We start from the raw sequence: 14,428 nt of genomic DNA, 5'->3' as shown, positions 1-14,428 counted from the left end.
CATTATACGTGATGCATCTGGCAACGTGTAAGCCTTCGGTTCAAGCAGGCGATACGACCAACACGCCAGTGGTTGTCTCATATTCTTGTGACCGAGTGCATCTTTTGCGCCCCTCATTGTTCCGGGTGCGCCTATACATCCGCTGTTTGGTTAAAATACAATGGCGTCAGCTCGCGGGGGCACCCTCTCTTCACCCCCAACTCGACAAAATACTAACGGCCATCCGAACAACATGAACATTCAGCCCAGTATTTGTGCACATCGGGAAGCCAGCCAGAAAAATACGGATGATTTTGGCGAGGCTTTTATTCAGCGCCTTCAAACTGAGGCGTTAGAGTCGCTGGCAGTAAAGCACCCTTACTTACAAGCTATCGCCAACGGCGACTTTGCCAATATGGAAAGCGCACTCAAAGACTTTGCCTGCCAGTACGGTCATTACACTGCTCGATTCACCCAGTATGTATCAGCAGTTATCAGCAATGCTTGCCATGAGGCTCACAAAGCCATTCTGACCGAAAACCTGGAAGAAGAACTTGGCAATGCCCACGATGTGGATTTGCCGCCAGAGATATTGGCCACGATTGCTGATGAACCTCACACTCGTTTGTTCAAGCGCTTTCAAAAAGCTATTGGGGTGGATGAGCGCTATTCCAGGCAAACGCCAAGCTGCGATGCAGGGAGCGATTGGGCAAAGCAGTTTTTGCAGTTGTGCGGCACAAACCAGTATGTGGGCATCGGTGCAATTGGCATTGGTACAGAATTTATTGTTTCAGCCATTTACCGGCAGATACTTCAAGGGATAACGGAATACACCAGCCTTCAGCCTGAGCAGCATGTCTTTTTTGATTTGCACAGCGAGTGCGATGACGAACACGCCGAACAAATCACCCGGATAACCACAGACTTGCTGAACGAGCCCGGCGCAGCCGAACAAATTGAATACGGTGCCCGACAGGCACTGGCACTGAGAACCGCCTTTTGGGATGCCATGCTGGAAAGAAGTCAACAAGTCTCTCATCCTGAAAAACAACTTGTGGTGTAAAAGCACGTTGGACACAAAAACCGTTTACGACCAAAACGCCACAAAGTGGTTGCGTACCGCCCCTAGCTCCTTGTCAGATTTCACCGCGCGCCCGCTTGTTTTTGATGCCTGTGGCGAGCAGCTGGAAAGGCGTTCAGTATTGGACCTCGGCTGTGGCGAAGGCTACTGTGCACGAGAGTTGAAGCGCCGCGGCGCCGGTGCTTACCTTGGTGTCGACCTGTCTGATGAGATGATCCAGATTGCTCAGCAACAAGAACAACAGGATCAATACGGCATTGAGTATGTCAGCTGCGATGTCACCAATTTCAAGCCCGAGGGCCAATTCGACCTGTGCATTGCCGTATTTTTATTCAACTACCTGTCTGTGGAAGATATGCATCAAGTAATGGCAACCGCCTACGACGCAATCACTCCCGGTGGCCATTTTATTTTTTCTGTACCCCATCCGTTTTTTCCCTTTGTGCGCCAGGAAGAAGCGCCACCGTTTTATTTCTCCTCCAGTGGCAAAAACTATTTTGCTGATGTAAACCAGCAATTCGAAGGCAAAATCTGGAAAAAGGGAGGGGAAGCCTTACACGTACAATGTGTGCACAAAACCTTTGACGATTATTTTCGCGGTCTTCGCCAGGCGGGTTTTAACACCATGCCCGAATTGCAGGAACTGACCGTAACAACGGAACTTGCACAAACAGACCCGGAGTTTTTCTCACCACTGATTAATCAACCACTGCATCTGTTATTCAAAGTGTCCAGATAATGGCTGCGATGACGATGCCAAGTGAAGCGCCTCTACTCGATCGTCTCTACCACTTTTCACAGCAAACACCCCGCAAACAAGCGGTTGTTACCGACAACCATTCGTTAACCTACTCGCAGCTTGCCGGGTTTGTTGCAAAACAAGCGCAAAGGCTCTGTGAATCAGGCATTGATGAGCAATCTGTGGTGGGCATTAAATGCAGTGACGATACCAGTCATTTACTGCTTTGCCTGGCGGCCAGTTACCTGGGTGCAACCTCTTGCACGGTTCCTTCCTACGAACCTCAAGCCGCGCAGGACGCTATCGTTGCCCGATTGGCGGTCACTCATATTGTGGATCAGGACATCGCCATTGAGCTTGAGTCATCGACAGACGAGCAGCTACCGAAAAGCCCGAACAGAGATTCGAGTTTTATATTTTCATCGTCCGGCACCACCGGCGAACCCAAACTGGTGATTCACCATGCTTCTGACCTGGTTGCTCAGGCGCACCGGCATATCGACGATTCCAGCGAACGCTTTGTCTGCCTGGCATCCATGGAGCACAACTTCGCCAAACGACACCGACTCTATTGCCTGGCGCAAGGCGCCACCAATGTATTTATCGATGCAAGAGGCCAGGATTTTGTCCCTATCTGCCAACGTCTGGATGTGGGTGTTATACATGTCTCGGTTTTCCAGGCTCGGCAGCTGTTGGCCACCCCCAATATTTCAGCGCTTTCTCATATCCGTTTAAAGCTAGGCGGTTCTCACGCCACCCAGAGTTTGAGGCAGAGCCTCAGGCAAGAAATCACCCAAAATCTGCAGGCGGGTTATGGCACCACGGAAACCGGCGCCATTTGTTTTACTGACCCGCAAGATAAAGAAGCCAAAGAAAGTGTTGGCCAACCTCTGCCCGGTATTGAAATACGTGTCACCAACCCGGAAAGGCAACCACTGCCCACAGGTGAAAAAGGAGAAATCGCCATTCGCGGCAAAGGTATGTTTCGCGGCTACATGGGCAAACCGGAACTGACCGCATCCTGCTTGCAAGACAGTTGGTTTTACACCGGCGATATCGGCCATCTGGACGAAGAACAACGACTGTATCTGTGCGGCCGTGCCGATGATATGTTTGTTTTTAACAGCATCAATATATTTCCACAGGATATAGAGGCTCTGCTGTGCCAATACCCGGCGGTTTCAGACGCCGCTGTAATACCCAAAAAATCCACCGTTCATGGAGATATTCCTGTTGCCCTTGTGGTGATCGATACAACCAAGCCCCATAAAAATGAACTGGAGGAATTAAGGGCATTTTCGCGCTCACAACTTGGCCTGCGCTGTCCACAGCAGTTTATTGTTGTTGACAGTATTCCCCGAAATTCATCAGGCAAAATTGCCCGCCTTGATGCTCAGAAAATTTCCACGAAAAGCGATGACATCAGAGCAGATATTGTACAAACCCTGAAAAGCTCTGAAGTTTTGAATGACATTAAGGAGAAGGTTATTCAGGGTTTTAAAAACGGCGACAATGACATTTCCATGGACGATATTCACATGGACTCATTGGCGCAGATGAACTTGCTGGTGATGCTGGAAACTACTTACCACTGCATTATTCTGCCGCCGCAGTTTGCGCGTTTAAAATCACTGAATGATATTGTCGCGGCGGTTTTATCTAATCAGAATCAAGAGCCTGCAAAAGACAACGTAACCCGTGAGGGTCACCCCAAAAGCAACCTGTCTGAAACACAAGAGCTGCCTTATATCGTCAAATTTTTCAGGCGTGTTTTCCGCGACCGCAGTACCGTTGCAGAATTATCCAGAGCACTGGCCAGTTTTGAATACCGCTTAACACCGCAGGAACTGGAATGCCTGCACAAGTGGCATCAAAACCGGGAGCTTGCCCCACCCCATGCCGGAGATATTTTTAATAACGTTCTGGAAGAGTGGCTAATCTCAATAAAAGCCCAGATGCTTGCCAGCGGCAAACCGGAACCAGAGCCTTTCCTGTTCAAGCGAATCCGGCCCATGCTCAGCCGCTTTACTGGCCCTGGGCAGGCCTCTGAAAAAACACTGGTTATTTGTTTTTCCATTGCCCGCTCGCGGCAAATGATGATACCCAACACGGTGCTACTACAGCATACAGATGCCAGCCAGTTTGACTTGCTGTCGGTTGGTACTTTCAATGCGCGGGGCTTTGATGTCGGCGTGCCGGGCCTTGGCAACAGCACACTAGAGGTTGTCGATTTTTTATCGAACCTGAGCTTTGTGCACGGATACAATCATATCCGCACCGTTGGCTGCAGTGCGGGCGCGCCCATTGCCATCTTGTTGGCGAGCCGCCTGAATGCACAAATGGCGGTCAGCGTTGGCGCCCGTATCCACCGCATTCACCACCCGGCAAAAATCGCCAAGCGGTTTTACGAACTGCACAAAGGCATGGGCAAGCTGGACAAAACAAAAGTGATCTACAGCTACAGCGCCGGCAGACTGCGCGACGCCGGTTTTGCGAAAATCATGAGGCTTCTGTTTGGCGGACACCATCTGGCCCTGAAAACCGAAGGTCGAAAAGTCAGCCATACTATTTTGGAAGACTTGCTGGCAGAGCGCCAACTGGCAGATTTTCTCAGGCGCACGCTGTTTGCAGATTCTGTTAAAAATGCTATCTCTGAAAATTCCGTATTTGAAATTACATCAACCAGATAAGTCGAACCGCTGTTGTCCTATTGCCATTGCAACTTAAGGTCACGATGCGCCTGGGCACAATCACGAAGATACAAATTTATTAAGCTCTGATAAGGAATACCCTTATCTTCAGCCATGTTTTTAAAATAGGTGATCGTATCTTCGTCCAGGCGAATTGTAATTTGTTTTTTCAATTTTTGGGCGTACGGATTTGGGGTAGATTTTGAAAAGTCGTAGTTTTTACGCATGGCGATAACCTTCATAAATTGCACGTTCTTGTTTATCCGCTTTACGGGCAGAGATAATGCGGATCGAATCATTAACTCTGACACAATGACAAACGACCAATAGTCGTGACTCGATACTTGTGCCCAACAAGATAAACCTATCATTCATCGTCAGAATGATCAGGATCGACAATCAGGCGAGCAAATTGATCCGTAAAAACCGATTTCGCCTCACTAAAGGAAACGCCATGCTTCCTTTGGTTAGAAGCATCCTTCTTCTCGTCCCATTCGAATGTAAGATAGCTCATAACGACACTATAACTACAATATAATTACAGTCAAGAAATGAATGAGCATAGACCCTCTATGCCATTAGTGCGACACTTTGCCACATCCTCAAACACCCCTCCTGTAGCTACTATTGGCCCTGCGGTTTCTCACAGGACAGGCCACCATGAAGCACCCCCAAACGTTACTCTCCACCACCATCGCACTACTGAGCACAGCCCTATGGGCAGACGACCATATTGAAGAAATTGTGGTGAGCGACAGCCAGAAAAATCATGGGCAGCTGCTGGCGGATATTGCCCGGCGTACCGCAGCGGATAGCGCCCAGCTGTTACGCACGCTACCCGGCGCCAATGTCAACAGCATTGGCACCCTGTCTGGAATTGCCCAATATCGCGGCCTGTCTGGCGAGCGGGTTGCGGTGCAGTTGGATGGCGCACCGGTGTTCAGCGGCGGCCCCAACGCCATGGATGCACCACTGTCCTACGCCCCTTCCCTGCTGCTGAAACAACTTTCGGTTACTCGCGGTATTGCTCCGGTCACTGCGGGTCAGGAGTCTGTGGGTGGCCAGATTGAGGCGCAACTGGATCGCGGTACATTCGCCGATAGCGAAGCCTTCAGCGGAAGCGCCAAACTCAGTAGCCAATACCAATCGGTAAACAACGGCAATAGCAGCGCCCTGCAGGCCCAGCTGGCTAACCGGAATCACAAGCTGGCCTTGTTGACCAGTTACGACAACGGCAACAACAGTGAATTTGCCGGTGGCACACTGGCGGGCACTCAATTTGAGCGCAACCGCTACGACCTCAGCTACGGATACCGCAATGGCGACATCGACGCCCTGTTTTATGTGGGCAAGAACAATACCGACGACACCGGCACGCCAGCTCTACCCATGGACATTAACTTTATCGACACCGATCTGGCCGGGTTTGATATCACCGCTTCTATTGGCGATTGGAAAATTAACAGCTACGCCAGCTACAGTGACGTCAGTCACGGCATGGATAATTTTAGCCAGCGCCAGGCACCCCCATCGCCGATGATGTTTCGATCTATCGATGTGCAAGCAGATCACCTGGCGTTTGGCGTTAACGCCACCACCAAAAACCGTCACGGGCAGTGGCAACTGGGTTTTGATACCAGCCGCAGCGATCAGGACAGCGATATCTTTAACCCCAACAACAGTGCCTTCCTGTTACGCAACTTCAACGACATCGAGCGCGACATCGACGGTCTGTTTGCCCAATGGAGCACCGAAGCATCCGCCTGGAAACTACAAACCGGGGTACGCTACAATCAGATAGACGCCAGCGCTGGAGAAGTTGCCGGTGTTGCTGTACCTCCGCCCGTAGTAGCACTGGCCAATGGTTTTAACAGCAGCAACCGCGATCTGTCTTTTTCCTATGTGGATCTGGTGGCCAAAGCCAATTACACCCTGGACAGCCACCGCAGTATAGAAATAGGCATTGGCCGCAAGCACCGTGCACCTTCTTACCAAGAGCTTTTCCTGTGGGTACCACTGCCCATTACTGGCGGTTTGGCAGATGGTCGCAGCTATGTGGGCAATCTGCAGTTGCGCAAAGAACGCAATGACGAAGCCACTCTGGGCTTTAGCTGGCAAACAGAAAACGGCTACTTCACGCCGCAACTGTTCTACCGCCGGGTGGACGATTACATCCAAGGCACCGCTGCCACCAATGCCATGGTAAATATGGTCTCTATGGCACTCAGTGGCGCTCCGGCACTGCAATACAACAATGTGGACGCAGAACTGTACGGCATCGATGCGGGCTACGGCTTTGCCATTAATCAACACTGGCGCCTGAATGGCAGCCTCAGCTACGTGCAAGGCAAGCGTCGGGATGGAGTAGCAGACAACCTCTATCGCCTGGCGCCGCTTAATCACCGAGTGGCCCTGAACTACCAGAAGCAGCAACTGGGCTTGTCCATCGAATCATTGCTGTATGCCGCCCAAAACGATGTGGCCCAGTTCAACAACGAACAGGCCACCGGCGGCTACGGGCTAATCAATATCAGTGCCAGCTACGACTTAACCGATTCACTGGTGCTTTCTGGTGGCATCGGCAATCTGCTGGATAAACACTACCGGGACCACCTGGCTGGCTACAATCGCAACGGCAATAGCGATGTGGCGGTAGGTGAACGACTGCCTGGGGCTGGCCGCAGTCTCTATTTGGCGGTGGAGTTGGCTCTGTAGATTCCCCACTGGAGCCTCTACGAATACCCTATAATCGGCAGCCATGAATCTGCTGCTGATTGAACAGGAAGACCTGACAGATGCCGACCGGGCAGTAATTTCCGGACGGCGTCTTCAGCATATGCTGGAAGTGCATCGGGTCAATGCTGGCGACACGCTAAAAGCCGGGCTAATAGGTGGCAATATGGGTACTGCTACCATTCTCAGCCTGAGCAGCCAGCAGGCGGAATTGCAATTACACCTGGATCAACCACCGCCGCCCCCTCTACCTACCACACTGATTCTCGCCCTGCCACGCCCAAAAATGTTGCGCCGGGTGCTGCAAACGGTGGCTGCCATGGGCGTAAAACAGCTCTACCTGTTCAACAGCTATCGAGTGGAAAAAAGTTTTTGGCAGAGCCCTTTTTTACAAGCGGATGCCATTCGCGAACAGCTGATATTGGGCCTGGAACAGGCCCGCGATACCACCCTGCCACAAGTGCACCTGCGCCAACGCTTTAAGCCCTTTGTGGAAGATGAATTGCCCGCTATTGCGGAAAATACCAAGGCGTTGGTAGCACACCCCAAAAATGCCACGCCTTGCCCGATTGATGTTAGCGAAGCCACCACCTTGGCCGTAGGGCCGGAAGGTGGGTTTATCGACTATGAGGTGGACAAGCTGGTGAAGTGTGGTTTTGAAGCAGTTTCACTGGGGCCGAGGATTTTGCGTGTGGAAACGGCGGTGCCGGTTATTTTAAGCAGGGTGTATCCGGGCTAGGTTTCGGGTTGCGAAAAATTTCTCGTCATCGCGAGCGAAGCGTGGCGATCTCCAGATAGGTACTCCGAATTAGAAGATTGCCGCGCCGCTTCGCGGCTCGCAATGACGGTGGTTTCCCGAGATAAGAAGCCCGAAACCGCTTTACCCCACCATCTCCGCACCACCGGCAATAGAAATTTTGCCTTCGTCCAGCAGGCGCTTGGCGGTAACCATAATTTCCCGTTGCGCGGTTTCCACTTCGCTGACTTTGACCGGGCCGCCGGCTTCCATATCTTCCCGCAGCATTTCCGCCGCCCGCTTCGACATATTGCGGAATACTTTGTCTTTGACCTCCTGATCTGCACCTTTGAGGGCAATCACCAGTTGGTCCATTTGAATCTCCTGCACTAACGCCTGGAATTCCCGATCCGGCACGCCCACCAGATCGTCGAATACAAACATAAGTTGCTGGATATTCACCGCCATCTCCGCATCCAGCTCGTTGAGTTTTTCCATCAACTCTTCTTCCTGGGCGGTATCCAGGCTATTGACGATGGCGGCCACGGTTTTCAGGCCACCCAAGGTACTCTCGCCAGTGGTAGGGCTACTGCTGTCCAGTTGTTTATCCAGCACTTCGCTGAGTTCTTTCATGGCATCCGGGTGCAACGGCTGCAGCGACACCACCCGCATGACAATATCCAGACGAGTTTGCGAGTCCAGAAACGCCAATACTTCGGCACCCTTCTCCGGCTCCAGGTAGGACACCACAGTAGCCTGTATTTGCGGGTGCTCCCCCTGAATCAGATCGGCAATGGCCCGTGGTGGCATCAGTTTCAGTGCGTCCAGACCGGTGGCATCGTCGTTGAGGAAAATACGGCTGGTAATGCGCTTGGCCTCCACCTCGCCCACCGCTTTGGTGAGGGTGTCGCGAATATAATCCTCGGTGCCCACCTCAAAACCGATGGAGGACGTGGTCTCCTCCAGAAACTCGCCAATGGCGCCTTTGATTTCATCCAGGTTGACCCGCTTGAGCTGCTTCATGGCCTGGCCGATGCGCTGTACATCGGACTGGTGCAGGTAGCGGAATACCCCCGCCGCATATTCTTCCCCAACCACCGCCAGGAGCAGTGCCGCTTTGTCCAGCTTGCTTAAGTCCGCTGACATAATTCCTCTGTCTTTGTCTTTTTATTTTCTGGTTGCCAAAACGCTGGCAATTTTTTCCGCCATCTCATCAATGGCAACCACGTCATTGACTGCCCCAAGGCGTACCGCCTCGCCGGGCATTCCCCATATCACGCTGCTGTCTTCATCCTGGGCAACGGTGTAAGCGCCCTGCTGATGCATGGCCAGCAGCCCTTTGGCGCCATCTTTGCCCATTCCGGTGAGCAACACCCCAATAACCTGATCCAGCGAATGCGCTGCCAACGACTCAAACAATGCATCCACAGATGGTTTGCACTTGTCCCGCGGTGGGCCATCACCCAGTCGGCAGAAGTAATTGCCATCGCAGCAATCAACCAGTAAATGGCTGTCACCCGGTGCCAGGTAAACCCGGCCTGATTCCATTTGTTCGCCATTCTCAGCCAGAGACACTTGCAGCGAACCGGCTTTATTTAAACTGTCCGCCAATGCCCGTGCAAAACCGCTGTCGATATGTTGGGTAACGGCGATAATTGGCTCCACCGGCAAGCCGTATTGGGCCAATTGCCCAGGCAGTTGCGCCAGCAGTGTCGCCAGTGCTTTGGTGCCGCCGGTAGAGGCGCCCACCGCAACCAGTGACTGCTTTTCAGTGGCCATCAGCCCAGGGATTTGATGCGCTCTTTGGCGCTGGCCACCGACACAATGCGGGCGCCATAGCGCTCGCCCACTTCCACAGCTTCTGCCGTGGCCATGGAAATGCCGTTAATACACACATCTAGAGGGTCATCGGTATAGCTGTCCAACTCCACCACCGTTTCCGGCCCCCAGGTCAGCACTTCCCGTATGGTCAACTGGGTGCTGCCGACTACGGCGGAAATTGCCACCGGAATATTGAGAATCATGCCCAGATCTTGATCAGAGCCTTGAGCAGTACCTTGATCAGAACTTTCACCTGAGTTCTGATCAGTCTCCTGACCCGCTTCCACTTCGGTATCGTCAGACATTGTCTACTCCTCCCACAGTGCCCAGAATCCGCAGCGCCACCTTGCCGTTAGAGCTGCCAATGCGAGCGCGATAAACCGGCGAACCGTTGGCGCACAGGGTTGCCGGGTCGTTCATGGTAATGGGAATCACATCCCCCACTTTAAGGTTTTTAATATCACCAATGGTGAGTTGCGATTCCGCCATGGCGCAGCTCAATTCGACCTCTGTACCGGCAACGTGCTGTAACAGCGATTCCGTCCAGTTGTGATCAGCCACTGGGGCCGGTTCTTCGTTGCCGTCTGCCTGTTCCAGAATCGGCTCCAGCATACTGTAGGGCATGGCGATATCAATTTCGCCACTGACGTGATCCAGCTCCAGCTGAAAGGTGCTCACCAACCAGGGTTCGTCGGGACTGTGGGCAGCGGCCATCATCGGGTTCATTTCGCTGCCAGCGCGCTCAATCTGCAGTGGGAGGGTATCTTCCCAGGCTGCACTGATGTCTTCCAGTGTGCGCGCCAGCAGCTTGTCGATAATGCGGTTTTCTATGCTGGTAAACTCGCGACCATCGATACTGGCCTGGCGACCAGCACCGCCAAAAAACAGATCCACCAAGCCGAACACCAGGCGAGCGTCGAACACCACCATGGCGATACCCTGCAGGGGGTTAAGGCGCACGATATTGAGGCTGGTGGGCACATCCATACGCTGCAGATACTCGGAAAAGCGCAGTATCTCAATGGCCTTGCCTTCAATTTCTGCTTTGCGCTGCAGCAGGCTGAATACGGTCATGCGCAAGCGCCGGATATAGCGGTTATTGATGGCATTGATGGGAGCCAGGCGACCGTGAATCAGGTTCGCCTTATCGGTCAGGTCGCAGAGTTTGGCAGCGCCCGCGTATCCTCCTCGTTCCCTGGCGGCGGGCTTGCCCTCAGTGGGCACCTCGCCGGATTCCACCCCATCCAACAGAGCGTCCAGCTCATCCTGCGAGAGTATTTCTTCAGGTTCTGACAAGTGTTGCTCCTGGCATCATCAACGTAGGCAAGCCACAGCAGCGCCGGTAATCCGCCGCTTTGCATCTATATACGGGTGTTAAGCAAGGGGTATGCCAAGCTATGAGATCCTCACGCGGCTGCGCCGCTCAGGATGACATGCTTAGAAAACGTCAGACATTTGACGCAGAGATATTTAATCATATATGCGATTTTCCACATATACGACTTTTCATATATATGGAAATTCGCATACAATCCCACAAACTAATTTCAGCGAACCACTCTATGTCCCCCATTGAACTGTTTAAAAGCCTGGCGGATCACACTCGCCTGCGCAGCCTGTTGCTGATTCACTCCCAAGGGGAGCTGTGCGTGTGCGAACTGATGGTGGCTCTCGGTGAGAGCCAACCAAAAATTTCTCGTCATCTGGCCCAGTTGCGCGCCAACAAAATTCTGCTGGATCGGCGCCAGGGGCAATGGGTGTTTTACCGCATCAACCCTGAGTTACCGGGCTGGGTGCCTGATATTCTCGACACGACCCTGTCATCAAACCGCCCTATGATTGCCACCGAATTGCAGCAATTGCGCGCTGCCGGTGATCTGCGTGCCGATATAAAGGAGACACAACAATGACCATTAAAGTGGGCATCAATGGCTTTGGCCGCATGGGCAGGCTGGCTCTGCGGGCTGCCTGGAACAGTTCAGAATTCGAATTTGTAGCCATCAACGATCCGGGGGCTGACGCCAACACTCTCGCCCATCTACTGAATTTCGACTCCGTACATGGCACCTGGCACCATCAAGCCAGTGCCTCTGGTGACGGTATAGAAATTGACGGTAAATCGATTGCTGTCAGCCATCACCGAACAATTTCTGAAAATGACTGGTCAGGTTGCGACCTGGTGATCGATGCTTCCGGGCAATTCCGCACATCCAAATTGCTGCAGGCTTATCTGGACCAGGGAGTGAAACGGGTTGTGGTAACGGCGCCGGTGAAAGAGCCCGGTGTACTCAATGTGGTGATGGGGGTTAACGAACACCTCTACAATCCCGACCAGCACAGCATTGTCACCGCCGCTTCCTGCACCACCAATTGTCTTGCTCCGGCGGTAAAGGTGATTCACGAAAACCTTGGCATTCGCCACGGCTCCATGACTACCATTCACGCCCTGACCAACACTCAGACCATTGTCGATGCCCCCCACAAAGATCTGCGCCGTGCCCGTGCCTGTGGCATGAGTCTGATTCCTACCACCACCGGCTCCGCCACGGCCATTACCGAGATATTTCCGGAGTTAAAGGGTCGGCTTAACGGCCACGCGGTACGAGTGCCCTTGACCAACGGCTCTTTGACTGACTGCGTGTTTGAACTTGAGCAGACCACCATCGCAGAAGCGGTTAACGCGCTGTTCAAAGACGCAGCAGAAGGTTCTCTCAAAGGTATTCTCGGCTACGAGGAACGGCCCCTGGTATCCAGCGATTACCGCAGCGACCCCCGCTCCACCATCGTCGACGCCCTCAGTACCATGGTGGTTAACGATACCCAGCTAAAACTCTACCTGTGGTACGACAATGAGTGGGGTTATGTGAATCGTACGGTGGAGTTGGTCAGGATGGTTGGCGCGTAATTTGACAGGCCAGATGTCTGAAGTCGGAAGTCTGATGCACGCGGCTTCGCCGCGACGTACTCCCCTCGCGAAGCGAGTGCTTCCGACGTCAGACTTCCGACATCCGACCGGCCCAATAACCACTACAAACTATCAGCAATCAAATTAACCAAATGCCACTCCCCAAAAGCATCAAACAATACCTGCTAATCACTGGCAACTACTGGGCCTTTACCCTTACCGATGGTGCCCTGCGCATGCTGGTGGTGTTGCATTTCCACCAGCTCGGTTACAGCCCGCTGGCCATCGCCATGCTGTTTCTGTTTTACGAGTTTTTCGGTGTGGTAACCAATTTGGTGGGTGGCTGGCTGGGCGCGCGTCTGGGACTTAATCGCACCATGAATATCGGCCTGGCGCTGCAAGTGGTGGCGTTGCTGATGCTGGCGGTTAACCCCGCTTACCTGACTGTCGTCTGGGTGATGGCGGCACAGGCGCTCTCCGGCATTGCCAAAGACCTGAATAAAATGAGCGCCAAAAGTGCGGTCAAATCACTGGTTCCGGACAGCGCCCAGGGCAAACTTTACAAGTGGGTGGCGGTACTTACCGGCTCCAAAAACACCTTGAAAGGCGTTGGCTTTTTTCTCGGTGCCGGATTGCTGGTAACCCTAGGATTCCAGATCGCGGTAACGGCAATGGCCGGCGTACTGGCAGTTATTTGGGTGTTCAGTATTTTCTGCCTGCAAGCGGACTTGGGGCGGGCCAAAAACAAACCCAAATTCCGCCAGGTTTTGTCCAAAAGCCGAGCCATCAATATTTTGTCAGCAGCACGGCTGTTTTTGTTTGGTGCCAGGGACTTGTGGTTTGTGGTGGCGCTGCCGGTTTATCTGAGCAGCACCCTCGACTGGAGCCACTGGCAGGTAGGCAGTTTTCTCGCCTGCTGGGTGATTGGCTACGGCATCGTTCAGGCCTTTGCTCCCACTATCACGAGGCGTCGTTCGGGTCACACACCGGGGGCTCGCAGTGCCAGGAGTTGGGGAATTGCCCTGGCATTAACCGTCGGGGCACTGGCAGCCGCCATGGAGTTTGGAATCAGCCCTGGCGTTACGCTGATTGTTGGGCTGGCGCTGTTCGGCGGCCTGTTCGCTGTCAATTCATCGTTGCACAGCTACCTGATTGTCAGCCTTGCCAACCGCGACAGCGTGTCACTGGATGTGGGCTTTTATTATATGGCCAACGCCATGGGGCGATTGGTGGGAACGCTGTTGTCCGGGTGGGTGTTTCAGTGGGCCGGGATTGAAGCCTGCCTGTGGTTGTCTACCGGGTTTGTTGTGGTGGCGGCTGTTTGCGGAGGGTTATTACCGTCGGCCTCAGAGGAAAAGGCAGATTGCCAGCCTCAAGATTCCAACTGAAAATCCCGGCCATCCAGCCAACCTTTCATCCAGTCTGATGCGGACAATGCATCAGTGGGACAAGCCAGGTCAAATTGTTCGTTGCAGTTCACTTTAGCCAAATGAAGAACATCGACATTATGGGCACGAAGATAGTTGGCGACCGCCACCATGTACCCTCTTGTATAGGCTTTTTTGTTTTTCGCTTGGAAATATCGAGAACCAGAAAAAGGGGTTTTTTGAGTTTTTTGTGGCGAGCAAACACAGGCAGCCAACCGGCGGTTTTTCAACTCAATTCCGACTCGACGCGATGTATCCTGCTCATTGATCCCCATATAGAGAAGATACGCCAAACCAGCGAGCACCACGTAACAACA

General features: G+C 52.9%; 16 protein-coding genes. 8 read left to right on the top strand and 8 right to left on the bottom strand.

The features are described 5' to 3' along the window. The first annotated feature begins 232 nt into the window (after positions 1 to 232). Genes QSV34_RS02385 through QSV34_RS02375 form a run of 3 tightly spaced genes read left to right on the top strand, consistent with a single transcriptional unit; the run spans position 233 to position 4,489 of the window. Positions 233 to 1,042, top strand: coding sequence for an iron-containing redox enzyme family protein (locus QSV34_RS02385; protein WP_289151682.1), 810 nt, complete (start codon positions 233 to 235; stop codon positions 1,040 to 1,042). Positions 1,043 to 1,049: 7 nt separating this feature from the next. Then, the gene (locus tag QSV34_RS02380; protein ID WP_289151680.1) at positions 1,050 to 1,799 is read left to right on the top strand and encodes a class I SAM-dependent methyltransferase; all 750 of its coding nucleotides are present in this window, start codon (positions 1,050 to 1,052) and stop codon (positions 1,797 to 1,799) included. Continuing rightward, complete coding sequence (locus QSV34_RS02375) at positions 1,799 to 4,489, top strand: AMP-binding protein (RefSeq protein WP_289151678.1); 2,691 nt, start codon at positions 1,799 to 1,801, stop codon at positions 4,487 to 4,489. The genes QSV34_RS02380 and QSV34_RS02375 overlap by 1 nt, the downstream gene beginning before the upstream one ends. Positions 4,490 to 4,506: 17 nt before the next feature. On the opposite strand, the gene QSV34_RS02370 is transcribed toward QSV34_RS02375, so the two are convergent. The 3 genes from QSV34_RS02370 to QSV34_RS15170 are packed head-to-tail and all read right to left on the bottom strand — an operon-like array spanning position 4,507 to position 5,003. Next, positions 4,507 to 4,731: a BrnA antitoxin family protein gene (locus QSV34_RS02370; protein WP_289151676.1), complete on the bottom strand. Its 225-nt coding sequence runs from the start codon at positions 4,729 to 4,731 to the stop codon at positions 4,507 to 4,509. Next, the gene (locus QSV34_RS15175; RefSeq protein WP_353738338.1) at positions 4,709 to 4,864 is read right to left on the bottom strand and encodes a BrnT family toxin; all 156 of its coding nucleotides are present in this window, start codon (positions 4,862 to 4,864) and stop codon (positions 4,709 to 4,711) included. The genes QSV34_RS02370 and QSV34_RS15175 overlap by 23 nt, the downstream gene beginning before the upstream one ends. Continuing rightward, positions 4,857 to 5,003, bottom strand: a complete 147-nt coding sequence (locus QSV34_RS15170; RefSeq protein ID WP_353738337.1) for a BrnT family toxin — start codon at positions 5,001 to 5,003, stop codon at positions 4,857 to 4,859. Before QSV34_RS15170 ends, QSV34_RS15175 begins: the two co-directional genes overlap by 8 nt. Positions 5,004 to 5,149: 146 nt before the next feature. On the opposite strand from QSV34_RS15170, the gene QSV34_RS02365 reads away from it, so the two are divergent. Together QSV34_RS02365 and QSV34_RS02360 are read left to right on the top strand one after the other, a co-directional pair. After that, positions 5,150 to 7,204, top strand: coding sequence for a TonB-dependent receptor (locus tag QSV34_RS02365; RefSeq protein ID WP_289151674.1), 2,055 nt, complete (start codon positions 5,150 to 5,152; stop codon positions 7,202 to 7,204). Positions 7,205 to 7,247: 43 nt separating this feature from the next. Then, positions 7,248 to 7,961 (top strand): 16S rRNA (uracil(1498)-N(3))-methyltransferase, encoded by a 714-nt coding sequence (locus QSV34_RS02360; protein WP_289151672.1) that lies wholly within the window; start codon positions 7,248 to 7,250, stop codon positions 7,959 to 7,961. Positions 7,962 to 8,102: 141 nt separating this feature from the next. Here the strand turns inward: QSV34_RS02360 and fliG are convergent, their stop codons facing one another. The 4 genes from fliG to fliM are packed head-to-tail and all read right to left on the bottom strand — an operon-like array spanning position 8,103 to position 11,075. Further along, positions 8,103 to 9,104: a flagellar motor switch protein FliG gene (fliG, locus tag QSV34_RS02355; protein ID WP_289151671.1), complete on the bottom strand. Its 1,002-nt coding sequence runs from the start codon at positions 9,102 to 9,104 to the stop codon at positions 8,103 to 8,105. 21 nt (positions 9,105 to 9,125) lie between these two features. After that, on the bottom strand, positions 9,126 to 9,737 hold the full coding sequence (locus tag QSV34_RS02350; RefSeq protein ID WP_289151669.1) for a CheB methylesterase domain-containing protein: 612 nt from the start codon (positions 9,735 to 9,737) through the stop codon (positions 9,126 to 9,128). After that, positions 9,737 to 10,084 (bottom strand): FliM/FliN family flagellar motor switch protein, encoded by a 348-nt coding sequence (locus QSV34_RS02345; protein ID WP_289151667.1) that lies wholly within the window; start codon positions 10,082 to 10,084, stop codon positions 9,737 to 9,739. The genes QSV34_RS02350 and QSV34_RS02345 overlap by 1 nt, the downstream gene beginning before the upstream one ends. Then, complete coding sequence (fliM, locus tag QSV34_RS02340; RefSeq protein ID WP_289151665.1) at positions 10,077 to 11,075, bottom strand: flagellar motor switch protein FliM; 999 nt, start codon at positions 11,073 to 11,075, stop codon at positions 10,077 to 10,079. The genes QSV34_RS02345 and fliM overlap by 8 nt, the downstream gene beginning before the upstream one ends. Before the next feature lie 266 nt (positions 11,076 to 11,341). Here fliM and QSV34_RS02335 point away from each other — a divergent pair, with 266 nt between their 5' ends. The 3 genes from QSV34_RS02335 (at position 11,342) to arsJ (ending at position 14,072) form a co-directional block, all read left to right on the top strand. Next, complete coding sequence (locus QSV34_RS02335; protein WP_289151663.1) at positions 11,342 to 11,689, top strand: metalloregulator ArsR/SmtB family transcription factor; 348 nt, start codon at positions 11,342 to 11,344, stop codon at positions 11,687 to 11,689. Further along, positions 11,686 to 12,684 (top strand): ArsJ-associated glyceraldehyde-3-phosphate dehydrogenase, encoded by a 999-nt coding sequence (locus QSV34_RS02330; RefSeq protein WP_289151661.1) that lies wholly within the window; start codon positions 11,686 to 11,688, stop codon positions 12,682 to 12,684. The genes QSV34_RS02335 and QSV34_RS02330 overlap by 4 nt, the downstream gene beginning before the upstream one ends. A 152-nt stretch (positions 12,685 to 12,836) precedes the next feature. Further along, on the top strand, positions 12,837 to 14,072 hold the full coding sequence (gene arsJ, locus QSV34_RS02325) for an organoarsenical effux MFS transporter ArsJ (RefSeq protein ID WP_289151659.1): 1,236 nt from the start codon (positions 12,837 to 12,839) through the stop codon (positions 14,070 to 14,072). Here arsJ and QSV34_RS02320 read toward each other — a convergent pair. Continuing rightward, positions 14,057 to 14,404, bottom strand: coding sequence for a hypothetical protein (locus tag QSV34_RS02320; protein ID WP_289151658.1), 348 nt, complete (start codon positions 14,402 to 14,404; stop codon positions 14,057 to 14,059). The two genes, arsJ and QSV34_RS02320, sit on opposite strands and share 16 nt — an antisense overlap. Between the last annotated feature and the right edge of the window lie 24 nt (positions 14,405 to 14,428).

Source organism: Porticoccus sp. W117 (assembly GCF_030341905.1).
Lineage (GTDB): Bacteria > Pseudomonadota > Gammaproteobacteria > Pseudomonadales > Porticoccaceae > SCSIO-12696.
The sequence above is the reverse complement of the archived record's forward strand: the minus strand, read 5'-3'. Positions and strand labels throughout refer to the sequence as shown.